The sequence below is a fragment of the Acinetobacter sp. YT-02 genome (genome assembly GCF_002412355.1).
GTDB lineage: Bacteria > Pseudomonadota > Gammaproteobacteria > Pseudomonadales > Moraxellaceae > Acinetobacter > Acinetobacter towneri.
In genome coordinates, this window is record NZ_NOZT01000025.1 from 17,083 (window position 1) to 41,150 (window position 24,068).

The window sequence follows — 24,068 nt, forward strand, 5'->3', positions numbered from 1 at the left end:
TACTAAGAAGGATGGTCATAATGTCAAAAACAATGAAAGCCATGGTCTACCACGGCGCCAATGATATTCGTTTTGAAGAACGCCCACGTCCAGAAATTTTACAACCAACAGATGCCGTGATTCGTCTCACCAAAACTACAATTTGCGGTACTGACTTAGGTATTTGGAAAGGTAAAAACCCAGAAATTCAAGACACTGCAGTTGCCAAGACAGGGCTATTTGATGGCCGTATTTTAGGTCACGAAGGTATCGGGATTGTTGAAGAAGTCGGTTCGGCAGTCAAAAATTTCAAAAAAGGCGACAAGGTCATTATTTCTTGTGTCAGCCGTTGTGGTACTTGTGAAAACTGTCAAAAACAACTCTATGCACACTGCCAAAATGAAGGCGGTTGGATCATGGGATATATGATTGATGGTACTCATGCTGAATATGTCCGTACTCCATTTGCAGACACTTCTTTATATTTGCTGCCTGAAGGTTTAAATGAAGAAGTTGCGGTTTTCTTGTCTGATGTATTGCCAACTTCACATGAAATTGGTGTGCAATACGGCAATGTTAAACCTGGTGATACCATTGCAATTGTGGGTACAGGTCCAATTGGCATGGGTTGTCTGCTTACCGCACAGTTCTATTCTCCTGCACAAATTATTGCAGTCGATATGGACGATAACCGCTTGGCGATGGCAAAAGAGTTGGGTGCAACCCATACCATTAACTCTGCCAAAGAAGATGCGGTACAACGTATTTTAGAGATTACAGGTGGTCGCGGGGTAGACTGTGCCATGGAAGCTGTAGGTGTCGAAGCCACTTGGGATATTTGCCAAAATGTCGTGAAAGAGGGCGGACATATTGCCAATGTGGGCGTACATGGTAAGTCGGTAAATTTTGAGTTAAACAAACTCTGGATTAAAAACCTGACCATCACTACGGGTTTGGTGAATACCAATACGACAGGTATGCTGTTAAAAACCTGCTGTTCAGGCAAATTACCTTTAGAAAAACTGGCAACGCACCATTTTAAATTCTCTGAATTTGAAAAAGCCTATGATGTGTTTAAACATGCTTCAGATGAAAATGCCATGAAAGTGATGATTAATTACGAATAATCTTGGCTTAACTATGTTACAAAAAAGCCAATCTACGCGCTGTGGATTGGCTTTTTTGGGCTTTTATAATATTTTCAAGAAAATTTTAGACTGCACGACAGACGAAGTCTGTATGCTGTTTTAATACCAACACATTAGATTATTTCAACGTAGAAAGACTTTTAAGCCACGACATCAGCATATTGTGTATCTGTTTCAAAAGCCGTCTCAATATAAGAGCACACGGGTACAATTTTTAGCTGCTTTTCACGTGCAAAGGCGACCAAAATATCTAATAGCTGACGGGCAACCCCTTGACCTCGTAATGTCAGATCGACCCAAGTGTGATCTGCTAAAATAGTGTGATCATCTTGATATTGATAAGTAATTTCAGCGATATGCCGACCATCTCGTTCAATAAAAAACTCGCCACCGCGTTGGGTTTTTTGATGTTGAATTTGCATAAGTCCACCTATCAAACTAAATCTATTTTTTCAATTTGCCACACTCTTTACGAAATATTGTGCTGAATTTGTACAAATTAAAGTGATTTACCATACAGAATAAATTGCACAACACTTAAAATTATGTAATTCTTTACGCAGATTTAGGCAGCGTCCTAATCCCAAATTATGTTGAACAAGGGGAGTAGCCTCCTCCAAGCGTTAAAATATAACTTTAACGTGTCAGCGTTTCGTCATTACACTTTGCAAAAAGTCGGACGCTGAGCATAGCGCACAGACTTGTTGACACAAGTCCGCTCTATGTAGGCAAGACCTTGATCATGTTGTTACAGATGTTTTGAAATCATCTGACAACGGGTCAAGTTTTTTTTATGGCCAATTGTCGGATGTGGAGATTATATGGAATCTATCGGCAATTTATGGCTATACCTGGTCTTTTTTGCAATTGTTGCAGTCATGCTCGCTATCGACCTCTTAGGCTTTAAACAAAAAGCAGGCGAATCGGTCAAAGTCAAAACCGCTGCGTATTGGAGTATCGCCTGGGTCAGTGTGGCAGCTTTATTTGGTGGCGGTTTATGGCTGTATCTGAAACACAGCGTTGGGCTAGAAGTCGCCAATACCAAAGTCATGGAATACTTTGCGGGTTATTTACTGGAAAAATCACTGGCGATCGATAATGTATTCGTGTGGATGATGATCTTCGCCGCATTCGCCATTCCACCGGGCTTACAGCGTAAAATTTTACTCTACGGCGTACTGGGCGCAATTATTCTCAGAACCATTTTTATTTTTATTGGGGCTTGGTTCATACAAGAATTCTCTTGGATTTTGTATATTTTTGGCGCATTTTTGGTTTATACAGGCTTTAAATTCTTAAAAGGCCCAGAACAAGAAGCCAGCAATATTGAAGATATGGCATTATTGAAATGGTTACGCAAACACATGCGGATCACCCCAACACTACAACAAGACAAATTCTTTGTTCGCCAAAATGGCGTACTTTGGGCAACGCCATTATTTTTAGTTTTAATTTTGGTCGAAGCATCTGACGTTATTTTTGCCGTGGATTCCATCCCTGCAATTTTTGCGGTGACTACCGATCCGTTTATTGTACTCACCGCAAATCTTATGGCTATTTTAGGCTTACGTGCCATGTTTTTCTTGCTCTCAGGCGCAGCGACTAAAATGCATTATTTGCCGTATGGACTGGGTTTAATTCTGCTATTTATTGGTTTTAAAATGCTGATGTTAGATGTGTTCCACATGCCTATCTGGATTTCACTCGGCTTTATTGTACTTGTACTGACAATCACTGCGTGGTTATCAATTCGACATAGTCGTAAACACCATGAAACCACATTATAAAATTTAACATTCCCCATCATCGTTGCAAGCCTTCTTTCGAGAAGGCTTTTTGTATTCATTACGCTAAGTTTTAATTGACCGTACGATAAATTTTATCGTACTGCTGCAAGCTACATTTAATGTACAATCTCTTGAAAAAATGAAAAATGTAGGTTGTTTATGCCATCTCCTGTACAACGCACCGCAATTCGTGGTTGCTTTCTTGATTTCAAAAACTGCGTCAGCCAAGCCGATCAAATTTCAGAACACGTCCGCTATATAGAGGATGGCTTGTTAATTTGTGAACAAGGCAAAATTCAGTGGTTGGGTTCATGGCAAGAAGGGCAGGCACAGCTAAACGCCAACACAGAGTTCCATCATTATCCTGATCATCTCATAGTGCCTGGCTTCATCGACACCCATATTCATTTTCCACAGACCGAAATGATAGGCGCGTATGGTGAACAATTACTGGAATGGTTGAATACATATACTTTTCCAACAGAACTGCAATTTGCAGATAAAGGCTATGCCGATCAGATTGCACAATTTTTTGTGCAGGAGTTACTTAAAAATGGCACCACCACAGCCTTGGTGTTTTGTACGGTACATCCTGAATCGGTAGATGCGTTATTCGAGGCGGCTGCACAACATCAAATGCGTTTAATTGCAGGCAAAGTGCTGATGGATCGGCATGCGCCCGAAGCATTGTGTGATAACGCAGACACAGGCTATGCAGACTCTAAAGCCTTGATTGAAAAATGGCATGGAAAAGGACGTAACCTCTACGCGATTACCCCACGTTTTGCACCGACTTCTAGCCCTGAACAACTGGCACGGGCAGGGCAACTTAAAACCGAATATCCCGATGTTTATGTGCATACCCATTTAAGTGAAAATCACAATGAAATTGCATGGGTGAAACAATTATTTCCAGAGCAAAATGGATATTTAGATGTTTATCATCACTATGGTTTAACAGGCTCACGTTCGGTTTTTGCGCATTGTGTGCATTTAGAAGAGCATGAGTGGCAATGTTTGCATCATACCGATTCTGCAATTGCCTTTTGCCCCAGCTCCAATTTATTTTTAGGCAGCGGTTTATTCCCATTACATAAAACTTGGGAGCGACAGGTGAAGGTCGGCTTAGGTACAGATATTGGCGCAGGCACTACGTTTAATGTACTGCATATCCTCAATGAAGCCTATAAAGTGCAACAACTGCAAGGCGCGAAACTCTCTGCTTTTGAAGCGTTGTATCACGCCACATTAGGCGCTGCCAAAGCTTTAGACTTAGACGATAAGCTGGGTAATTTTAAGGTAGGCAAAGAAGCGGATTTTGTAGTGCTCGATTTAAATGCCACAGCTTTACAACGCTTAAGACAACAACGTGCCAAACATCTTGAAGATGCACTATTTGCCCTCATTACTTTAGCAGATGACCGTAATATTCATGCGACCTATATTTATGGACAACGTGCCTACTACCAACCCGATCAAAACTCAGCAACAGGTGGCTAAACCTGCACAACCCACGTATATGAAAGCTATAGGATGGGCAATCCTGATACTCGGTTGTGCCTTGTTGTTACGCTCAGATTCTCATTCTGCACAAAAATGATGCTATTTTAACCATGCAAGCACGTGCAACATCACGCAAGATATATTAAAATTAGAGCATATTTTGAGGTGTTGCAGGTCAACACCTTTTTTATTTTTGCTTTTTAGGTATCTACCCATGACAGTTGAAATGCAGGTTTTGATTTCTGCAGAAGAAATCCAAACAAAAGTTCAGGAACTTGGTCAAAAAATTAATGCTCACTATGCCAATAGCGACAAAGAGTTGGTTTTAATTGGCTTATTACGTGGCTCTGTGTTGTTCATGGCAGATTTATGCCGCACCATTCACAAGCCGCATGAACTAGATTTTATGACTGTATCTAGCTACGGCGGGGGCACTGTATCATCACGTGATGTGAAAATTTTAAAAGATTTAGATGGTGAAATTCGCGGTAAAGATGTCTTGGTAGTTGAAGATATTATCGACTCGGGCAACACCCTAAATAAAGTCATGGAAATTTTGCAAACCCGCGAGCCAAATTCAATTGAGCTATGCAGCTTAATTAGCAAGCCATCACGCCGTGAAATTGAACTTGAAGTTAAATTTATGGGCTTTGAAATTGAAGATAAGTTTATTGTCGGTTATGGCTTAGATTATGACCAAAAATATCGTCATATTCCGTTTATTGGCGAAATTGGCTTATAAAACAAACACGCCTCGCTTTAAAAAGTGATCGTTTTAGATCACTTTTTTATGGCTAAAATTTGCACTTCATCTATCTAACAGGACAAAAACACAACATGCTGTAGCATTATTCGACTATTTTCCTTGGAATTTTTCAGCAAATATAAGTCTGAAACATGATGTAAAACATAAACAAAGATAACAAGGAGCTGCTCATGTGGTCATTAATTGTCGCAATTGTAGTGGGTTTTATTGCAGGTTTAATCGCTCGTGCGATTCATCCTGGAGATGACAAAGCAGGGTTTATTGTCACCACCTTACTCGGGATTGCAGGATCTTTATTAGCAACCTATGCAGGGCGCATGATGGGATTGTATGGTGATGGTTCTGCCGCAGGTTTTATTGCTTCCATCATTGGTGCGCTGATTATTTTGTTTATTTATAATACTTTTATGAAAAAATCACGTGCTTAAATAATATGTTAACGACTGTTATTTTTCTATCAAACACTGTTTATTCTCATATAAAAAAACCGCTTTAAAATTAAGGCGGTTTTTTTATATCTACTTTGCAATCACAAATTATAGGTTTGTTCTGAGATACACGTTATAACTGTAGGTGCCAATATCAGATCAAAATAGCCGTTCTTAAAGACCGAATTCTTTAAAAATCTGTTCAATTTGTGCCGCAGGATAAGCTCCCATGACTTTAAAGCCATTCGAGAAAATAATCGCTGGCGTACCGTTTACGCCTAAACGATGTGCTAAAGCCATGTTGCGTTCTACAGGGTTAGCACAACTGGTTTGACTTTTAGGCAATTGTGCTTTTGTGATCAGGTTTTCCCAAGCAAGTGCAGGGTTTTTCTCACAATACACCTGTTTAGACGGCGCGACAGATTGCGCTTTTAACGGCAAAATAAAGGTATAGATTGTAATGTTGTCCAGCTTTTTCAGTTCAGCCTCAAGCTGTTTACAATATGGGCAATTTGGGTCAGAAAAGATCGCAATCTGACGTTTTCCCGTACCTCGCACACTTTTAATCGCATCTTGTAACGGTAACTTTTTCCAATCCACACTATTTTGTTGAATCAATAAATCTTTGGTCAGGTTATGCTGATCCTTTAACCGAATCATGGAACCCGCCAAAATATGTTGCGCATCTTCATTCAAATACACCACTTGACCATCCATAGAGGCACTATAAATACCTTTCATTTCTGTGGCTTGAATATTGTCTAATTTCAGTTGCGGATGCTGTTGTTTGATATTTTTACTAACCGTTGCAACATCTGCCATGCTCACCGCACTGCATAATCCGATTAAGACAGCTAAACTGAATTGTCTAATCATATGTTTCATCTTAATAAAATAAATTTAGCCTGATTCTAAGCTGAAAGTTGTACACAATTCAGAATTTTTAAGCCAGAATTACGTAATTGCTACAACTCGTTTTTGCTATGCAACGCTTTAGGTTTCACGTGGAACCTTCAAGCCTGATGGCAGATTATTTTCTACTGAAATATGCACAATTTCTTCATGAATAGCGAGAGCAGTGCGGACTTGATCTGCGTCTAAATCGTGTGCAGTTTCCAATGCCAAAATACAGGAAAATTTACCCTGTCCAACTTTCCAAACATGCAAGTCTGTAATCATCACACTGACTGGTAACTCTGCAATCACTTCACGAATTTCTTCCGATGAACATGAAATGGAAGAATTTATGAAGTTGCTGAAACGCTATGCTTAACCACAAATAGGCTTGACCACATTCAAGGCTTGTCTTTACACTGAGTGATATATCTCACTATATGAGATTAAACTCAACAGTTTAGCCATCAATCGAGTTTTTTATGACTCAATCTCAATCTTGGCATCCTTTTGTGATGATCAGCCTCGCCCTGATTATTGGCACCATGGGCACGGCACTTGTAAGCCCGCTATATCCAATTTATCAGGAACTGTGGCAGCTTTTACCCAGCCATATCACCTTCATTTTTGTGGCGTATATGCTCGGTTGTTTGGCCACCTTGCTTTTTTTAGGGCGTACCAGCAACAGTATTGGCTTCTTAAAAACCCTAGAACTGGGTTTAGTCATCATCACCCTCGGACTAATTCTGTCAATGTTTGCCACTAATGCGCTTTAGCTTGCTTCGGGGCGTTTTGTGATTGGGATTGCTTCAGGTCTGATGACCACATCGGCGTTAATTGGCTTAATGTGGAGTATCCCCCAATCACATAAAGCGCATGCACCACAGCTCAGTTCAGTCATTACCGCAGTCGGATTTGGCTTAGGTCCTTTGCTCGGTGGTGGTGTGGCACAATTTTCAGCAGCGCCTTTGTTTAGTCCATATATTCCAGTCATTTTGGGTGCAGTACTGTGTTTTATTGGATTATTACGTTTAGCACCACCTGAATTTACGCCACAAACCTTCTCGATTGCCCCAAAATTAGAACGCCCAGAACCACGCTTTCATGCAGAATTTTATATTACGGGTTTAACCGCATTCTGTGTCTTTGCTGCATTTAGTTTATTTGCTTCGCTCTCTCCATCTTTTGTGCAAGTGATTATTCCGTGGCACGGGCCTTTAGTCAGTGGTTTGGCTATCACCAGTATTTTGCTGATTTCAGCATTGGTGCAGTATTTTTCCAAAGCTATTCCTGCACAAAAATGCCTAAATTATGGGCTGTATTTGCTGTTATTCAGTTTATTGGTACTCGGTGCATGCATGTATTTACATTGGAGTTTTCTATTTTTTGTCAGTGATGTACTGCTAGGAATAGGACATGGTTTGGCATTGATTGGCGCTTTTGGCTTAATTCATGCCATGACCAATCTACAGAATCGTGCGGCAGTGATGTCAACCTATTTATTTGTGGGCTATTTAGGCACAATTCTGCCAATTATTGCAGTGGGTTATTTGGCCGATCATTTTGGGTTAACCACTGCCGTGCTTAGCTTTTGTGCAGCCATCTGCTTACTATGTGGCTACATCATTATTTGGTATCGCCAGTTGCAGAACAAACCTGTTTTAGGATGAGTTTTTACCTAAACTAAAAGTTAAAATCAGGACAAGGTTTGAATCAGCTGAGTTTATTCAAACCTTGTAAAGAAATTGAACTATGTCTTCTGTTTTGATCTCAAACTCAGCAGCCATTATTTTTCATTGATGGCTTGATGCTCTAACTCTTTGGTCAAAAAATAATTCAAAAAGTTCGAATGACGGCAATAATCGCCAATTTAATCAGGCTATCTAAATCTGGATCTACCGTAGTGGCTAAAATATCTGTAGCTAACTGAAATTCAAGCGCCGTCGCAAGCCAATCCCCAAAACAATAACGTGCAGTACGCCCTGATTTTAATTAAACCAGCACCCATAAAGTTTTAAGCTGACCAATCACCACGCAAATCACAGAAATAGTTTCGAGTGACAATTGCAGAAAATGAACCGAAGAAATGAGTATTTCACGTAAAAAAGCCAGTTCAAACATCCAAAAACCTCCATCAGAGATTTCATCTCGTGCATTTAGGATTGAATTGAGCGCCAATTTTTGATTATTTTCTCATCATAGCTTTAAATGCTGTGGTTTAAAAAGACTGATGGGATTTGAACCAACGCTTGTGACTAAAAGGATACTAGAAAATTTGCAAAGTGCTTTTTTATAAAAATTTATATTAAATACCAGAAAAATAAAAAAAGCACTAAGCCACTAAAACTTAATGCTTTTTTATATCAAATCAGGAAGTAATCGCTAAAATCATTTTCCGATACAAAACGATCCAAAAATCTTACCCAACAAATCATCTGCAGAGAAATCGCCAGTGATCTCACCCAAAGCATTTTGCGCAAGACGTAATGACTCGGCCACCAATTCCCCCGCATGATAGACCACCAATTGCTCACGTGCCTCAGCCAAATACTGCTGCGTGCGCTTCATTGCATCTAAATGACGAGTACGTGCAATAAAGGTATCTTCTTCGGGCTGAAAGCCTGCATGCGCTGTAATCGCCTCTATGAGCGATTGAACACCTGTTTCTTGCTTGGCCGACACAGTAATATGTCTAAAACCATTAAAATCTGAGATTGCAGCTTGTACACCAGTTAAATCACATTTGTTGCCAATTAACATTAAGCGCTTCGGTTCAATATGATGAGCAAAATAATGCTGTGCCAATTGCAACGGATCTTCGTTTTGACTCAAGTCATAGACCAATAACAATAAATCTGCCTGTTCAATTTCTTTCATCGCACGGCGAATCCCTTCCTGCTCCACAATATCACCTGTTTCACGTAAACCTGCAGTATCAGTCAGGGTAATTGGTAAGCCATTCAAGGTAATTTTTTCATGCAATACGTCACGTGTAGTGCCCGCAATATCGGTCACAATCGCACGTTCAATGCCAGCCAAGGCATTGAGTAGGGAGGATTTACCCGCATTGGGTTTGCCTGCAATCACCACCTGTAAACCTTCACGCAACAATTGTCCCTGACGCGCAGACTGTTGCACAGCAGTCACAGAAGCAGCCACTTCATCTAGTAATTTGAGGATTTTCCCATCAGCCAAAAAGTCAATTTCTTCTTCAGGAAAATCAATGGCAGCTTCAACATGCAAACGTAAGTGAATTAACTGTTCCAACACGGTATTCACTTTGGTGGAAAAAGCCCCTTGAAGGGAGCGCACTGCAGAACGCGCAGCGGCTTGTGAGGTGGCATCAATTAAATCGGCAATGGCTTCGGCCTGCGCCAAATCTAACTTGCCATTTTCAAAGGCGCGCATCGAGAATTCACCCGCTTTGGCAGCCGTTGCGCCGAGTTCCAGTAAACGTGCCAATAAGGCATTTTGAATCACTGGTCCACCATGCCCTTGTAGTTCCACTACATCTTCGCCAGTAAATGAATGAGGATTTGGGAAACAAATCACCAAACCTTCATCCATAACTTCATCGGCTGCATCGAAAAAATGACGAAAACCTGCATAACGCGCTTTGGGCAAGTCTTTTTGAGTCAAGGCTGCGGCAATCGCATAGGCTTTTGGCCCCGACAAGCGAATCACCCCCACACCACCACGGCCAGGTGGAGTCGCGATTGCGGCAATGGTGCTGCGGTTATACATAAAATTCACCTAAAACTTTCAAAATACATGCAAAGAAAAATCCGCCTAAGATTACCATCTTAAGCGGATTTATTCAGCAGCTCAGCCATACTTAATTGGCTGGAGTTGTTTCTTCTCGTTTAGCGCGGTCTTTTTCAACACTTTTGTTGATCAAGCTTTGCTGCAAAATCGTAATCAAGTTGTTGACAATCCAGTACAGGACTAAACCTGCAGGGAAGAACAATAAGAACACGGTAAATACCACAGGCATAATGCGGAAGATTTTTGCCTGCATTGGATCTGTTGGCTGTGGGTTCAACATTTGTTGAACATACATGGTCACACCCATCAACAATGGTAAGATAAACCAAGGGTCCATTGCCGATAAGTCTTGAATCCAACCTAACCACGGTGCATGGCGTAACTCTACCGATTCCATCAATACCCAGTACAAGGCAAGGAAAATTGGCATTTGTAATAACAATGGCAAACAACCAGACAGTGGATTTACTTGTTCACGTTTATAAAGTGCCATCATTTCTTGCGAGAAACGCATCCGGTCTTCGCCAAATTCCTCTTTCATGCGCTGCATTTCTGGTGCAATCACACGCATTTTCGCCATAGAACGATAACTCTTAGACGATAACGGCCAAAGAATCAGTTTGACAAGAATGGTTAATAAGATGATTGACCAACCCCAGTTGCCCACTAAGCCATGGAAAAATTGCAAACCAATAAACAATAATTTTGCAATTGGCCATAACCAGCCATAATCCACAGTTTGGTTCAAACCTGTAGCCAAATCTTTCAATTCAGACTGAATTTTTGGACCAGAGTAGAAGGTCGCATCAACTTCTGCCACCGTACCTGCAGGCACATTAATGGTTGGCGAGGTAAAGCCAATAATGTTCATTTCATCGCTAGATTTACGTGATTCCAACTTTGCTGCATACGGTTGACCATCAGCCTGTGTCAATTTTAACTGACCCGGAACCCAAGCACTCACAAAGTAATGCTGAACTATTGCCACCCAACCGCCAGTCGCTTCAACATTCAATTTTTCATCATTAAAATTTTCAAATTTCAACTTGTTGTAGTGTTCTTCAGGTGTTCCCCATGCGCCGCCAAGGAAAGTCCCCAAGGTAAAAATACCTTGATCTGACTTACCAGGATCGTCTGAATTATCCCGTTTTAGCTGACCAAACATCTGACCTTGCCAGTTTTGGCTGCTGCGGTTAATCACCTTGTGATTCACCAGCACAGGATATTCACCTTCAGTAAAACTAAAGGTTTTGATGATTTCTACACCATCGGCAGTTTTATATACCATTGGGACAGTTAAAGTTTTAACTGTTTCACCCGCTTTATTTTTGCTTTCTTTGGCATCGGCTAAGCTATAAGTCGATTTTTCAATTTCATAGCTTGGGCGGCCATTACGGCTACTGTCTGGACCATTCAGCCCGATCAACCCAGATTGCGCGACATAGGTGCGCTTAGCATCGCTTTCCAGCATGACGAAAGGTTCGTCACTGTCTTTATTTTTGTCATGATTGAGTAATTCAACACGAACAATATCACCACCTTTCGGATTGATCCAAAGATGATAAAGGTCAGTTTGTACTGAAATAAGCTGCTGACTTACAGGTGCTGTGGCATCGGTTGTTTGCTGTGCAGGAATATTTGCTTGCGGTACATCAGAAGCTGCTGTAGCCGTTTGGCCATTCGGCAAATCTGCAGATACTTCATGCGAAACAACGGCAGTTTTTTGCTGCGGTGCTGTTTCAGCATTTCCATAATCTTTTTGCCACGCCAAAATGAGCAAATATGCGACGACAAACATGGCCCCGAGAATTGCAAACCTGGCCCATTGTTGCATATCTATTACCCCAAGTGGTTAGAGTGATTTTGGTTCAATAAACGATCACGAAAGGGTACATGAATGTGATGCGTTTGAGAATCTATTTGCTGAAATGAAATAAAACGAATGACTTTTGGCGGGACTGGATCATAGCCCGAACCACCCCACGGATGACAACGACAAATACGTTTTGTAGCCAGCCACACACCACGTACAGCACCATGCGTATGCACTGCTTCCAAAGAATATTGAGAACATGTTGGAATATAGCGACAGCGTGGTCCCAATAAAGGACTAATCGCGATCTGATAGAAACGTATCAACCAATGCAGTAAACGTACCATTGGCCATCTCTACTTTTGTGGGGAGGGAGCTATTTTTGAATGCTTTTTGGCAAGACGTTGCAACTTTTGCCAAGCAAATTGTAATTGCTGATGCAATTCCGCATTAGATACCGTATCTATCCCAACTTTGGGCATGACCACAATATCTAAGTCATTTAATTGCTGTTGGTGTAAGCGAAAACTTTCGCGAGCAAGTCGTTTTACTCGATTTCGTTCGTGTGCACGACGCACTTTCTTTTTTGCAACGACAAGCCCCAAACGGCTATTCGGCAGTTCGGAATGTTTTGCAAGAAATAAGAAATGGGGTTGATGCACTTTAAAAAGCGCACCATCAAACACACCTTTATAATCGGCAGCACAGCGTAATCTCAACTCTGTGCTGAAGCCATAAAGTGTTGTCATAACACCCAAGAGTCGATTCAGCGTGACTGTATTAAACAGTTAAGCTGTGACGACCTTTTGCACGACGGCGAGCCAATACTTGACGACCAGCTTTAGTAGCCATACGAGCACGGAAACCATGAACGCGCTTACGCTTTAATTCAGATGGTTGAAATGTACGTTTCATATCGAAACTCCAAAAATGATCTTTCTATAAAGGTCCGCGATTTTAGTGCTCATTGCTTGAGCTGTCAATGAAAAACACGGTTTCTTGCAAAATAAGCCTAAATTTTTCTCTCTCAGCAGGCTTGAGCTCAACGTACTGATTGATTGAACAAAACAAAGCATACACAAGATAAATGGTTGTTTATACTTGACTAATAAGTTATTAACAATATTATTCACACAATTATCCACAAGCTATGCTGTTTAATTTTAGAATTCTGAGTTTTGAATTTAAATTTAAACTCTGATTGAATTATCCACAGTTGCAGCGGCTCTTATAAATAAATTCAAATTTATAAATTTAAATTTATTATTATTAGGGAAGCGTTTTTCTGTTGAAAACCTATTTTTTACGTTATAAAACAAAATTTTGGATTGTGGATATCCATGTTTTTATGATTTTAATACTTTGTGGATAACTTTGTGCTATATTTTATCCACACCTTGCGGATAAACTTATCCACACCGCATTTAAATTTAAATTCAGGTTTAATGATTCCTTTTTTGAGCGATTTTGCTGATTTTGTCATGACAGATGTGGATAACTTGGTTAGAATGGCGACCCGCTCAGGCGGTCGAGAGATGCTTTAAATTTATAAATGGATTAGATAGGGGTTTCACATGCTTTGGACGGACTGCTTAAATCGCTTGCGACAAGAGCTCTCTGGAAATGTCTTTACAATGTGGATTCGCCCATTGGTGGCAGAAGAAGTTGAAGATACATTAAAACTTTATGCGCCTAATCCTTATTGGACGCGTTACATTCAAGAGCATCATCTGGAATTGATTACCATTTTGGCAGAGCAGTTGTCTGAGGGACGCGTGCGTAAGGTCGAGATTTTAGTCGATTCGCGCCCAGGTGCGATTTTATCGGCCAGTGAGCAACCTGCGACCACCACTGCTGCATTGGAATCTAGCCCTGTGCCTGTGGCCAAGCCTAAACGTGAAAAAGAAGAAAGTTCTGCCAAAAGCCGTAAACGCCAACTCAATCCGTTATTTACCTTTTCCTTATTTGTGGAAGGTCGATCGAATCAAATGGCTGCAGAAACCTGTCGCAAGGTATTAACTCAATTGGGAGCTTCACAGCACAACCCATTATTTTTGTATGGCCCAACAGGTTTGGGTAAAACTCACTTGATGCAAGCGGTGGGCAATGCTTTATTACAAGCCAAACCGAATGCGCGGGTCATGTACATGACTGCAGAAAGTTTTGTGCAGGATTTTGTCAGCTCTTTGCAGCAGGGCAAGGTTGAGGAATTTAAGAAAAACTGCCGCTCTTTAGATTTGTTATTGGTGGATGACATTCATTTATTGGCGGGTAAAGAAGCCAGTTTGGTCGAGTTTTTTTACACCTTTAACGCTTTATTGGACGAATCTAAACAAATTATTTTGACTTCAGACCGTTATCCAAAAGAATTAACCGAATTGGATGCACGTTTGGTGTCACGTTTTTCTTGGGGTTTATCAGTTGGAGTAGAACCGCCAGATATTGAAACCCGAATTGAAATTTTATTAAAGAAAGCTGAAAGCAGCGCCGTGGATTTACCACGCAACTGTGCTTTATTTATTGCCCAGCAAGTTGTGGCCAATGTGCGTGAACTCGAAGGCGCACTCAATAAAGTGGTGGCAATTTCCCGTTTTAAAGGCACACCAATTGATCTAGATGTGGTGCGTGAATCTTTAAAAGATGTCTTGGCAATTCGCGCTCGTACCATCAGTACCGAAAATATTCAGCGGGTGGTGAGTGAATATTTCCGTATTCCACTCAAAGAATTGGTGGGGCCAAAACGTACCCGTATTTATGCGCGTCCACGTCAGTTGGCGATGGGCTTGGCACGTGAACTTACAGGCGACAGTTTCCCTGAAATAGGTATGGCATTTGGCGGGCGCGATCACAGTACCGTAATGCATGCCTGCGAAAAAGTACAAAGCCTGCGTGAAGAAGATCCGATCTTTAACGAAGACTATAAAAACCTGCAACGATTGTTGCAAAGTTGAATGAATTTGCTCAAATTCTGTTCTTGCCATGCGGCAGCTTTTGCCGCATAGTACACTGCTAAAAAAACTATTTTATACTCCAATCTTCAGTTGTTAGAGGAATGTACCGTGCGTTTAAAAATCGCGAAAGAAAGCTTACTGAATGTTCTGTCACATGTCGTAGGAGCGGTTGAACGTCGCCATACCTTAAATATTTTATCCAATGTCAAAGTTCAAGTGACCGAGCAAGCCTTAACCATTACTGGTTCGGACTTGGAAGTGGAGTTGGTTGCCAGCACGAATCTGACAGAAGGTGCATGTTTGCAAGCTGGGGAAACTACGGTACCTGCACGTAAACTGATGGATATTTGTAAATCTTTGCCAAGCGCAGCATTGATTGATTTACAAATCACTGAAGATCAGCGCTGTATTTTAAAATCAGGCAATAGCCGCTTTGTATTGGGCACTTTGCCAGCAGAAGATTATCCATTATTGGCTACAGAAAATGCCCAAGGCACGCAAGTGACGGTCACGGAGCGTGAGCTGAAGCGTTTGTTTGAAAAAACTGCGTTTGCTATGGCGGTGCAGGATGTACGCTTTTATTTAACGGGTACTTTGCTAGAAATTGATGAAAATCAATTACGTGCTGTGACCACAGACGGTCACCGTTTGGCTTTATGTGAAACAGCAGCTTCTTCGACAACTACTCAATTAATTCAAGCCATTGTGCCACGTAAAGCAGTGGCTGAATTGCAGCGTTTGTTGAGTATTGAAGATGAGCAATTGGCATTGTTAATTGGCCGTGAACTATTAAATGTGACCATTCGTACGCCAAGTCGTGACAAAGAACAAGCGGAGATTACTGTGCGTTTTACCACTAAATTAATTGATGGTAAGTTCCCCGATTATCGCCGTGTGATTCCGCGTGGTGGCGATAAAAACGTGCTAATCGCACATGATGTATTTAAACAATCTTTACAACGTGTGGCGATTTTAAGTAATGAAAAATTGCGTGGCGTATTCCTGAATTTTAGTACAGACACCCTGCAATTACGTGCCAATAACCCAGAACAAGATGAAGCAATTGAAGATTTAGCGATTCAATATGCCGATTCACCGTTAGAAATGTCATTTAACGCACAATATTTATTGGACGTATTAGGGGCATTAGATGGCGATGATGTATCAATGACAATGACCGAAGCCAATCAATCGGTATTGGTACAAGATCCAGCACATCTAGATCAAACCTATGTTGTGATGCCTATGCGTGTTTAAGTGAGCGATTTATTTCAAGATTAAATCTAGCTGAATCATGCATATTACGCGTTTACATATCGAGCGTGTTCGGAACTTAAAAGCGGTTGCACTTCATGAGTTGCAGCCGTTTAACGTCTTTTATGGACAAAATGGTTCGGGTAAAACCTCGATTTTAGAAGCCATTCATTTGTTGGCAACAGGCCGATCTTTTCGCACCCATATTCCTAAAAATTACATTCAGAACAGCAGCCAAGATGCGATTGTATTTGCCCAGTCATTGACTGAAAAAATTGGTATGCAAAAAATGGCATCGGGTGAGCAGTTGATTAAGGTCAATGGCGACCCTGTTGCGACCCAAGGACAGTTGGCTAAAATTCTACCTTTACAATATATTGATCCACTCAGTACAGATATTATTGACCATGGTGCAAAACCACGGCGACAACTGCTGGACTGGTTGATGTTCCACGTGGAACCAGAGTTTTATCACGCTTGGCAATATTATTCACGTGCCTTAAAACAGCGTAATAGTCTGCTTAAATCACAGCGACATTTAAGTCTGTCAGATTTAGAACCGTGGAACAAAATGCTCAGTGATTATGGTGAGATTTTGCATCGGCAGCGTTTGGGAACAGTGGAACAATGGCAGCAATTTTTTACGCAAGATTTACAGTATTTATTGCCTGATTTAAACATTAGTTTGGAATACAGCGCAGGCTTTCATACCGAAACAGGCTTGTTGAATGATCTGTGCAATTATCATCAAAAAGATGTGGAACGTCGCTATACCGAATATGGGCCACACCGTGCCGATTTGCGCCTAAAAACCCCAATGGGCGATGCTGATGTGGTGTTGTCACGTGGGCAAAAAAAGCTATTGATTATGGCATTAAAACTGTCACAGATTGCAATGCTGCATGCGTCTAATAAGGAAACTGTGGTATTATTAGATGATCTGACAGCAGAATTAGATTTAAGTGCACAACAACGTTTAATTGAACGATTAAGCCAATTGGGTAGTCAAGTTTTTATTACCACTTTAGATCATCAATCCGTGCAACAACACTTACAAGCGTTGTCGATTCCTTATCGTTTGTTTCAGGTCGATCACGGAACGGTGCAGGCTGTTGAGCAATAATTTTTTATCTTTGGATAGACCTATTTTTCACTAGGGAGAAACCATGAGTTCAGAAGATCAATCTGTCTCTACTACAGAACAAACCAATGAAAAGGCTTATGATTCCTCTAGTATCAAAGTATTGCGTGGCCTAGATGCAGTTCGTAAACGCCCAGGCATGTATATCGGTGATACAGATGATGGTACAGGTTTGCATCACATGGTGTTCGAGGTAGTCGATAATGCTATTGATGAAGCTTTGGCAGGTCATTGTGATGAAATTTTGGTGACTATCCATGAAGATGAATCTGTCAGTGTATCTGACAATGGTCGTGGTATTCCAACTGATATTCACCCTGAAGAAGGTGTCTCTGCGGCAGAGGTCATTCTGACCATTTTGCACGCAGGCGGTAAATTTGATGACAACAGTTATAAAGTCTCGGGCGGTTTGCACGGCGTTGGTGTGTCAGTGGTCAACGCTTTATCGAGTAAACTTGAATTAACGATTAAACGTTCGGGTCAAATTTATGAACAGGAATACCGTCATGGTGATCCGCAATATCCTCTGAAAGTGGTCGGTGAAACTAATCAATCAGGTACGACTGTGCGGTTTTGGCCAAGTGCTGAAACCTTTAGCCAAACCATTTTTAATGTGGATATTTTGGCACGCCGTTTGCGTGAACTGTCTTTCTTAAACGCGGGCGTGCGTATTGTACTGCGTGATGAACGTGTCAATTTAGAACACATTTTTGACTATGAAGGTGGTTTGTCTGAATTTGTGAAATATATCAATGCAGGCAAAACCCATCTGAATGAGATTTTCCATTTCACCTCGCAGGCTGAAAACGGAATTACCGTAGAAGTTGCCTTGCAATGGAATGATTCCTATCAGGAAAACGTACGTTGCTTTACCAATAACATTCCACAAAAAGATGGTGGAACGCACTTGGCAGGTTTCCGTGCTGCGCTGACCCGTGGTTTAAATAACTACATGGAAAGTGAAAATATTCTAAAAAAAGAAAAAGTTGTAGTGTCGGGTGATGATGCACGTGAAGGTTTAACCGCAATTGTGTCGGTCAAAGTGCCAGATCCAAAATTCTCATCACAAACCAAAGAAAAACTGGTGTCGAGTGAAGTGAAGCCTGCCGTTGAGCAGGCCATGAATAAATCTTTCTCTGAATATTTGTTGGAAAATCCACAAGCAGCAAAATCTATCGCAGGTAAAATTATTGATGCAGCACGTGCCCGTGATGCAGCGCGCAAAGCCCGCGAAATGACGCGCCGTAAGAGTGCTTTGGATATTGCAGGTTTGCCAGGTAAGTTGGCCGACTGTCAGGAAAAAGACCCAGCATTATCTGAATTATATTTAGTCGAGGGTGACTCTGCAGGTGGTTCGGCTAAACAGGGTCGTAACCGTAAGATGCAGGCAATTTTGCCACTAAAAGGTAAAATCCTGAATGTGGAACGTGCCCGTTTTGACAAGATGATTTCATCGGCAGAAGTGGGTACTTTAATTACCGCTTTGGGTTGTGGTATTGGTCGTGAAGAATATAACCCAGACAAACTGCGTTATCACAAAATCATCATCATGACCGATGCCGACGTAGATGGTTCACACATTCGTACCTTGCTCTTAACCTTCTTCTTCCGTCAAATGCCAGAATTGGTCGAGCGCGGTCATATTTATATCGCACAGCCACCATTGTATAAGCTGAAAAAAGGCAAGCAGGAACAGTACATAAAAGATAACGATGCTTTAGAAACCTATCTAATTTCTAATGCGATTGATGAACTTGAGTTACATGTGAGTGCTGATGCACCTGCAATTCGTGGCGAGGCTCTAGCTAAAGTCATTGCAGATTATCAAACTTCACAAAAGAGTTTGAGCCGTTTAACGCTACGTTATCCTGCAAGTCTGTTGGATGGTTTATTGGAGTTGGATGCCTTTAAAATTGATCAAGCAGCAGATCAGGCGTATGTACAACAATGGGGAGAGCAATTACGTCAAACCATTGAGCAATTACAGCCAAGTTTGCGTCCTGAATTAAGTATAGAACAGTTTGAAAAAGAAGATGCAGATGGTCAAAAATCGGCAACGTATTGGCCACGAATCACGGTATATGTGCACAACTTGCCACATACTTATTTACTAGATACAGGTTTGCTGGGTTCAGCTGAATATGCACGTTTGCTGAAAAATTCAAAAAGCTGGTTTACGCTGCTTGAAGAAGGTGCATACTTGGAAAAAGGTGAACGTAAAATTTCGGTCAACAATTTCCATCAAGTGTGGCAACACATTTTACAGGACTCGCGTCGTGGCATGATGATTCAGCGCTATAAAGGTTTAGGTGAAATGAATGCGGAACAACTTTGGGAAACCACCATGGACCCAGAAAACCGCAATATGTTGCAAGTCACCATTGATGATGCCATTGAAGCAGACCGCATGTTCTCTTGTTTAATGGGCGATGATGTAGAACCACGTCGTGCTTTTATTGAAGAAAATGCATTAAATGCAGATATTGACGCTTAATTCCTCCAAAGCATTCTCATTATCATAAGCACTCTACGGAGTGCTTTTTTTGTGTTTGGCTTTTGTTGTTGTCATGATTCATCCAAATAACTTTTATAAAACTGACTTATTGTTCTGTCATGCTGTGCCACATTAAGCCAAAAATAGAAGAGAATCATTAAGATGGATAATCAATTAGAACAAGCACGTGATGCATGGGTGAATGCCTTTTTTACTGGCAATGTGGAGCTGTTAGCACACTATGAAGATGAGGATTTTAAAGTTGTTTATACGGCAGAATCATGTGTGGAAAATCGTGAAACACGTTATGCCAATATTCAGCATGCAGTGAATAATGGTGTCTGGAAACCGATCAAACCGAATGTTGATTCAGAAGAATATGAGTTCGATCGTGAGCAGGTTAATTGTCGGATTCAAATTGGTTTGGCGGATGATCAAGGGTATATTCAAGAAATCTGGCGCTATATTAAGGGCTGGAAAATACAAGAATTATGTATCAGTAAAGTAAAAGTGGCTGCTGAATAGCCGCGAATTTTTGTGAATCACTAAGATTCAATGACCCAAAGCAATCATCAAGGAATGTGCTGATTTGGCCATAACTGGGGTTTTGAATTTAAAATAATGGTTGGTTTAAGATGTGGATAACTGATTTTTTGCTTTTAAATTTAAATTTCAGTTTTTGAATTTAAAAGTTGTGCTGAGTTTTAAATTCAAACTTTCTTGCTTGGTGAGTATGTGGGCATACTTTTATTATGTATAGGTAGTGTTATACAACTATCGTGTGTTGCGGGATTGATAAGTGAAAATAAACAAACACAAGACGGCATGTAAACAACTTGAGCGATCAGTTACAGGACTTCAAGACACAAAACGCAACCTTGACCAAGCAACTACAAGCATTAGGGATGCAAGAATCCAAGTTAAAGAAATAAATGCGCCTAAAAAGAGTTATGGAATGAGATTTGGCAGATAACAATGTAAATTACATTTATTAAAGGAAATATTAAATAAAAACTTTAATATTTAATGATTAAAATTAAATAAGTGATAAAAAATGAAAAAACTATTCGCATTGAGTTTATTAGTATCATCGACATCAGTCTTTGCAGCTTTACCTCCGTTTACACCTCAAAACCTAGAAGGATTTAAAGGTGTTCAAAGAGATAGTATGTCTCGCTTGAGAGTTAATCTCACAGTTTCTAGTAATAATGATGCTGGAGAGATTAGTATTTCTATTTCACTTTATGTTCAGCAACTGCTTGTTGGAAAGCTGAGGTTAATAAGGATGTACCTGTTGTAAATAGCAGTACCACTAGAGGGCACCTAGTAGCAGATGTATTCATTCCAAAGAATGAACAAATTAGAGAAGTTTTCTTTGAATCGACTACAGCTAAACAGTCAATTGAAGTTGATTTAAAATTTAAAGAAGCAGTGAAAATTGATCCTGAATATCAAGGACAAAATTTATATATTGTTTTAGATAAAACTAATAAAGGAAATGGTGTATTCCGCTATTTTCCAGTAGCTAGTTCTGCGTTACCTTTTAACCCTGAACTAAAATATTATCTAATTGATCCAAAGTTTAATCAGTCAATTATTTTGAATAGTAAAAGTACCATTACTTTTCCATCTAAATTCTTGGCTCAACCTCAATTATTCACTATTGCAGAGCATAATGTAGGTAAAAAATTTCCAATGCTTGATATATATCCTTATATCAAGGGAAGTAATAACCTCAAGATTAAGTTAGCCGAAGTAAATAAAGGTAGTAATACTAATACAGCGAATCAGATAGCAAAATCATTAAATTTTTCGGAAATCGATTCTACTGAAACTCGTTTAATTGAGGGATCAGATACTCCAGTCGTGCCGCGCAAGAAGTCTCTATGGCTACGGCTGCTACAACTTGTGTCTCTACAATAAGCTCTAATTTAGCGAGTTATTGAAGCCTTTTGACAAGTACAGGGGGAGTAAAGATTTCAGCATGTGAAATTAATGACTCGGGTTTTTATGGTATGGTGATTGTGAAGCTAAACTAAATATTAAAAACTATTAGAAATGTGGTTTATGAGTATGCAACATACAGAATGCATCTTCTATCCAATATGATGAGATTTAACCCTATTTCGCATAGGGTTAAATCTCATCGATATGCTTATTCAAAACTGCTTTCGAGTTCTTCTAATTCCATCATCAATTCAAGCATGTGTTCTTCTGCCTGTGCCAATTTGGTTTTCAGATCATTTTGTTCATTCATGAGTTTGAGCAAATCATCTTTATGGTTGGCATCGTAAAGGGCAGGATCTGCCAGTTCGGTTTCAATTTCAGTCAGACGCGGTTGAATTTTTTCAATTTGCGCTTCGTATTTTTCAATATTTTTACGAATAGGGCGAGTTTGTTCACGGCGTTGTGCTGCCAGTTTACGTTGCGCTTCTTTATCTACTTTAGCAAGGTTGGTTTTGCTTTCAACCACTGGACTTGGATTGGATGGAGCTGTGTTAGATGAGCTTTGTTTAAGCATCTCTGCACGGGCTTGGCGTAACCATTGGGCATAATCCTGTAAATCGCCTTCAAACTCTGTGCATTGTCCTGCGTGAACCAAGAGTAAGTCATCACAGACACTGGCAATCAATTGACGTTCGTGTGACACCAATACTACTGCACCTTCATAATCCTGTAAAGCCATGGTGAGGGCATGTCGCATATCTAAGTCTAAATGGTTGGTCGGTTCGTCCAGAATCAGTACGTTAGGGCGTTGCCAGACAATTAAAGCCAAAGCCAAACGCGCACGCTCACCTCCTGAAAAACTTTCACAAGGTGTGTCCATACGTTCACCACTAAAGCCAAAACTGCCTAAAAAGGCGCGTAAAGTGGCTTCGCTGATTTTTTTATCGGCAATGCGTGATAGTTGTAGCATCGGGCTGGCAGTATCATCCAAAGCATCCATTTGATGCTGCGCAAAATAGCCAATATTGAGTAACTCTGAGGCTTTACGAGTACCTGACAATAATGCCAATTCACCCACTAAGGATTTAATTAAGGTCGATTTACCTGCGCCATTCATCCCCAATAAACCAATACGGCTGGTCGGAGTAATTTGTAGGTTAATTTTGCTGGCAATCACTTTATCTGCATAACCAATGCTGACGTGTTCCAAGGTCAGTAACGGCGAACTCATTTTGGTCGGTTCACGGAAACTGAAGGTAAATGGGGTATCTACATGTGCGGGGGCAAGCAATTGCATGCGTTCCAATTGCTTGATACGGCTTTGTGCCTGCCGTGCTTTGGTGGCTTTGGCTTTAAAGCGATCAATATATTTTTGTAAATGAGCACGGGTTTCTAATTGTTTTTCATACGCTTGTTGATGTTGTGCCAAGCGTTCACTGCGAGTGGTTTCAAAGGTTGAATAATTGCCTGTATATAAAGTCAGTTCGCTATTTTCAATATGTAAAATATGATCGGTAATCGCATCTAGAAAATCACGGTCATGGGAAATCAGCACCAAAGTTCCCGTATAGGCTTTGAGCCAGTCTTCTAACCATAAAATTGCATCTAAGTCTAAGTGGTTGGTTGGTTCGTCCAGTAACAATAGTTCTGAGCGACTCATTAAGGTGCGTGCTAAATTTAAACGCATCCGCCATCCACCTGAAAAACTACTGACAGCCAAGCTGTTTTGATGTTCCATAAAACCTAAACCTGCCATCAGTTGTGCGGCTTTGGCAGATGCGGTATAACCATGAATTTCATCAAAACGACCGTGCAAATGCGCAAGTTGGTCATTATTTAATTGTTCAGGATGTTGTAGTTGTTGTTGAATGTTCCAGTATTCTTCATCACCCGATAGCACAAAATCAATCGCAGGCAAATCCAACGCTTTGATTTCCTGTGCCATGTGTGCCACAGTCCAGCCTTGTGGACGGCTTAGCATACCTTCATCTGGAGTTAAGCTGCCCAAAAGCGCAGCAAATAAACTGGATTTTCCTGCACCATTGACGCCTGTAAGACCGACTTTCCAGCCTGGATGGATTTGCATAGACGCTTTTTGAAATAAAACACGTCCACCGCGGCGTAAAGAAACTTGGTCAAGTTGAATCATGGTGCTTACTGGTCACAACAAAAGTTGGGCATATTCTAATGTAAGCCCG

The 24,068-nt window shown here is 40.7% G+C and carries 21 protein-coding genes and 3 pseudogenes; 13 read left to right on the top strand and 11 right to left on the bottom strand.

The genetic code is table 11. The features are described from left to right. The first annotated feature begins 20 nt into the window (after window positions 1-20). Window positions 21-1,106, top strand: coding sequence for a zinc-dependent alcohol dehydrogenase family protein (locus CF596_RS08120; protein WP_096902007.1), 1,086 nt, complete (start codon window positions 21-23; stop codon window positions 1,104-1,106). 161 nt (window positions 1,107-1,267) lie between these two features. Here CF596_RS08120 and CF596_RS08125 read toward each other — a convergent pair whose 3' ends face one another. Continuing rightward, window positions 1,268-1,549: a GNAT family N-acetyltransferase gene (locus CF596_RS08125; protein ID WP_096902010.1), complete on the bottom strand. Its 282-nt coding sequence runs from the start codon at window positions 1,547-1,549 to the stop codon at window positions 1,268-1,270. 399 nt (window positions 1,550-1,948) lie between these two features. On the opposite strand from CF596_RS08125, the gene CF596_RS08130 reads away from it, so the two are divergent. The 4 genes from CF596_RS08130 to CF596_RS08145 all read left to right on the top strand — a co-directional run bounded on the left by CF596_RS08130 (window position 1,949) and on the right by CF596_RS08145 (window position 5,611). Then, window positions 1,949-2,914: a TerC family protein gene (locus CF596_RS08130; protein WP_019836202.1), complete on the top strand. Its 966-nt coding sequence runs from the start codon at window positions 1,949-1,951 to the stop codon at window positions 2,912-2,914. Window positions 2,915-3,073: 159 nt separating this feature from the next. Continuing rightward, window positions 3,074-4,414 carry a guanine deaminase gene (gene guaD, locus CF596_RS08135; protein ID WP_096902012.1) on the top strand — a complete coding sequence of 447 codons (1,341 nt, stop codon included), beginning with the start codon at window positions 3,074-3,076 and terminating at the stop codon, window positions 4,412-4,414. A gap of 217 nt (window positions 4,415-4,631) precedes the next feature. Next, a complete protein-coding gene (gene hpt / locus CF596_RS08140; protein ID WP_096902014.1) occupies window positions 4,632-5,159 on the top strand; it encodes a hypoxanthine phosphoribosyltransferase in 528 nt (175 codons plus the stop codon). 194 nt (window positions 5,160-5,353) lie between these two features. Further along, window positions 5,354-5,611 carry a GlsB/YeaQ/YmgE family stress response membrane protein gene (locus tag CF596_RS08145; RefSeq protein ID WP_004969785.1) on the top strand — a complete coding sequence of 86 codons (258 nt, stop codon included), beginning with the start codon at window positions 5,354-5,356 and terminating at the stop codon, window positions 5,609-5,611. Window positions 5,612-5,785: 174 nt separating this feature from the next. Here CF596_RS08145 and CF596_RS08150 read toward each other — a convergent pair whose 3' ends face one another. Both CF596_RS08150 and CF596_RS08155 read right to left on the bottom strand, forming a co-directional pair. Continuing rightward, window positions 5,786-6,487, bottom strand: coding sequence for a DsbC family protein (locus CF596_RS08150; RefSeq protein ID WP_096902047.1), 702 nt, complete (start codon window positions 6,485-6,487; stop codon window positions 5,786-5,788). A gap of 117 nt (window positions 6,488-6,604) precedes the next feature. Beyond that, window positions 6,605-6,829: pseudogene (locus tag CF596_RS08155) on the bottom strand (cation transporter); the annotation flags it as partial. 158 nt (window positions 6,830-6,987) lie between these two features. Between CF596_RS08155 and CF596_RS08160 the strand changes: the two are divergent. After that, window positions 6,988-8,175 (top strand): annotated as a pseudogene (locus CF596_RS08160) (MFS transporter). Between the two features lie 166 nt (window positions 8,176-8,341). Here the strand turns inward: CF596_RS08160 and CF596_RS14905 are convergent. From CF596_RS14905 to rpmH, 7 genes and pseudogenes are all read right to left on the bottom strand, one after another. Next, a pseudogene (locus tag CF596_RS14905) lies at window positions 8,342-8,425 on the bottom strand (DUF1622 domain-containing protein); the annotation flags it as partial. Between the two features lie 72 nt (window positions 8,426-8,497). Then, a complete protein-coding gene (locus tag CF596_RS15005; protein WP_277948953.1) occupies window positions 8,498-8,626 on the bottom strand; it encodes a hypothetical protein in 129 nt (42 codons plus the stop codon). Between the two features lie 267 nt (window positions 8,627-8,893). Beyond that, entirely contained in the window at window positions 8,894-10,249 is a 1,356-nt protein-coding gene (gene mnmE, locus CF596_RS08170; protein ID WP_096902016.1) for a tRNA uridine-5-carboxymethylaminomethyl(34) synthesis GTPase MnmE, read from the bottom strand. A gap of 91 nt (window positions 10,250-10,340) precedes the next feature. Then, a complete protein-coding gene (gene yidC, locus CF596_RS08175; RefSeq protein ID WP_096902018.1) occupies window positions 10,341-12,104 on the bottom strand; it encodes a membrane protein insertase YidC in 1,764 nt (587 codons plus the stop codon). 5 nt (window positions 12,105-12,109) lie between these two features. Continuing rightward, the gene (gene yidD / locus CF596_RS08180) at window positions 12,110-12,430 is read right to left on the bottom strand and encodes a membrane protein insertion efficiency factor YidD (protein ID WP_096902021.1); all 321 of its coding nucleotides are present in this window, start codon (window positions 12,428-12,430) and stop codon (window positions 12,110-12,112) included. 9 nt (window positions 12,431-12,439) lie between these two features. Then, the gene (gene rnpA, locus CF596_RS08185) at window positions 12,440-12,832 is read right to left on the bottom strand and encodes a ribonuclease P protein component (RefSeq protein ID WP_096902024.1); all 393 of its coding nucleotides are present in this window, start codon (window positions 12,830-12,832) and stop codon (window positions 12,440-12,442) included. Window positions 12,833-12,863: 31 nt separating this feature from the next. Beyond that, on the bottom strand, window positions 12,864-12,998 hold the full coding sequence (gene rpmH, locus CF596_RS08190) for a 50S ribosomal protein L34 (RefSeq protein ID WP_000831329.1): 135 nt from the start codon (window positions 12,996-12,998) through the stop codon (window positions 12,864-12,866). 659 nt (window positions 12,999-13,657) lie between these two features. Here rpmH and dnaA point away from each other — a divergent pair. From dnaA to CF596_RS14915, 7 genes are all read left to right on the top strand, one after another. Next, window positions 13,658-15,034 carry a chromosomal replication initiator protein DnaA gene (gene dnaA / locus CF596_RS08195; RefSeq protein ID WP_096902026.1) on the top strand — a complete coding sequence of 459 codons (1,377 nt, stop codon included), beginning with the start codon at window positions 13,658-13,660 and terminating at the stop codon, window positions 15,032-15,034. Between the two features lie 108 nt (window positions 15,035-15,142). Beyond that, window positions 15,143-16,291 carry a DNA polymerase III subunit beta gene (gene dnaN / locus CF596_RS08200; protein WP_096902028.1) on the top strand — a complete coding sequence of 383 codons (1,149 nt, stop codon included), beginning with the start codon at window positions 15,143-15,145 and terminating at the stop codon, window positions 16,289-16,291. 37 nt (window positions 16,292-16,328) lie between these two features. Continuing rightward, window positions 16,329-17,411 carry a DNA replication/repair protein RecF gene (recF, locus tag CF596_RS08205; RefSeq protein WP_096902030.1) on the top strand — a complete coding sequence of 361 codons (1,083 nt, stop codon included), beginning with the start codon at window positions 16,329-16,331 and terminating at the stop codon, window positions 17,409-17,411. 43 nt (window positions 17,412-17,454) lie between these two features. Then, entirely contained in the window at window positions 17,455-19,923 is a 2,469-nt protein-coding gene (gene gyrB / locus CF596_RS08210) for a DNA topoisomerase (ATP-hydrolyzing) subunit B (RefSeq protein WP_096902032.1), read from the top strand. A 162-nt stretch (window positions 19,924-20,085) separates the two neighbouring features. Further along, entirely contained in the window at window positions 20,086-20,448 is a 363-nt protein-coding gene (locus CF596_RS08215) for a hypothetical protein (RefSeq protein ID WP_096902035.1), read from the top strand. Window positions 20,449-20,977: 529 nt separating this feature from the next. Continuing rightward, window positions 20,978-21,223 carry a hypothetical protein gene (locus tag CF596_RS14910; protein WP_242439138.1) on the top strand — a complete coding sequence of 82 codons (246 nt, stop codon included), beginning with the start codon at window positions 20,978-20,980 and terminating at the stop codon, window positions 21,221-21,223. A gap of 131 nt (window positions 21,224-21,354) precedes the next feature. Next, window positions 21,355-21,846: a hypothetical protein gene (locus CF596_RS14915; protein ID WP_242439139.1), complete on the top strand. Its 492-nt coding sequence runs from the start codon at window positions 21,355-21,357 to the stop codon at window positions 21,844-21,846. A 232-nt stretch (window positions 21,847-22,078) separates the two neighbouring features. Here the strand turns inward: CF596_RS14915 and CF596_RS08225 are convergent, their stop codons facing one another. Beyond that, window positions 22,079-24,019 carry an ATP-binding cassette domain-containing protein gene (locus CF596_RS08225; protein WP_096902037.1) on the bottom strand — a complete coding sequence of 647 codons (1,941 nt, stop codon included), beginning with the start codon at window positions 24,017-24,019 and terminating at the stop codon, window positions 22,079-22,081. Window positions 24,020-24,068 lie beyond the last annotated feature (49 nt).

Coding starts and splice junctions, on each gene's coding strand:
- CF596_RS08120 (WP_096902007.1), top strand. CDS start 21: ATGTCAAAAACAATGAAAGCCATGGTCTACCACGGCGCCAATGATATT.
- CF596_RS08125 (WP_096902010.1), bottom strand. CDS start 1,549: ATGCAAATTCAACATCAAAAAACCCAACGCGGTGGCGAGTTTTTTATT.
- CF596_RS08130 (WP_019836202.1), top strand. CDS start 1,949: ATGGAATCTATCGGCAATTTATGGCTATACCTGGTCTTTTTTGCAATT.
- guaD (WP_096902012.1), top strand. CDS start 3,074: ATGCCATCTCCTGTACAACGCACCGCAATTCGTGGTTGCTTTCTTGAT.
- hpt (WP_096902014.1), top strand. CDS start 4,632: ATGACAGTTGAAATGCAGGTTTTGATTTCTGCAGAAGAAATCCAAACA.
- CF596_RS08145 (WP_004969785.1), top strand. CDS start 5,354: ATGTGGTCATTAATTGTCGCAATTGTAGTGGGTTTTATTGCAGGTTTA.
- CF596_RS08150 (WP_096902047.1), bottom strand. CDS start 6,487: ATGATTAGACAATTCAGTTTAGCTGTCTTAATCGGATTATGCAGTGCG.
- CF596_RS15005 (WP_277948953.1), bottom strand. CDS start 8,626: ATGTTTGAACTGGCTTTTTTACGTGAAATACTCATTTCTTCGGTTCAT.
- mnmE (WP_096902016.1), bottom strand. CDS start 10,249: ATGTATAACCGCAGCACCATTGCCGCAATCGCGACTCCACCTGGCCGT.
- yidC (WP_096902018.1), bottom strand. CDS start 12,104: ATGCAACAATGGGCCAGGTTTGCAATTCTCGGGGCCATGTTTGTCGTC.
- yidD (WP_096902021.1), bottom strand. CDS start 12,430: ATGGTACGTTTACTGCATTGGTTGATACGTTTCTATCAGATCGCGATT.
- rnpA (WP_096902024.1), bottom strand. CDS start 12,832: ATGACAACACTTTATGGCTTCAGCACAGAGTTGAGATTACGCTGTGCT.
- rpmH (WP_000831329.1), bottom strand. CDS start 12,998: ATGAAACGTACATTTCAACCATCTGAATTAAAGCGTAAGCGCGTTCAT.
- dnaA (WP_096902026.1), top strand. CDS start 13,658: ATGCTTTGGACGGACTGCTTAAATCGCTTGCGACAAGAGCTCTCTGGA.
- recF (WP_096902030.1), top strand. CDS start 16,329: ATGCATATTACGCGTTTACATATCGAGCGTGTTCGGAACTTAAAAGCG.
- gyrB (WP_096902032.1), top strand. CDS start 17,455: ATGAGTTCAGAAGATCAATCTGTCTCTACTACAGAACAAACCAATGAA.
- CF596_RS08215 (WP_096902035.1), top strand. CDS start 20,086: ATGGATAATCAATTAGAACAAGCACGTGATGCATGGGTGAATGCCTTT.
- CF596_RS14910 (WP_242439138.1), top strand. CDS start 20,978: ATGAAAAAACTATTCGCATTGAGTTTATTAGTATCATCGACATCAGTC.
- CF596_RS08225 (WP_096902037.1), bottom strand. CDS start 24,019: ATGATTCAACTTGACCAAGTTTCTTTACGCCGCGGTGGACGTGTTTTA.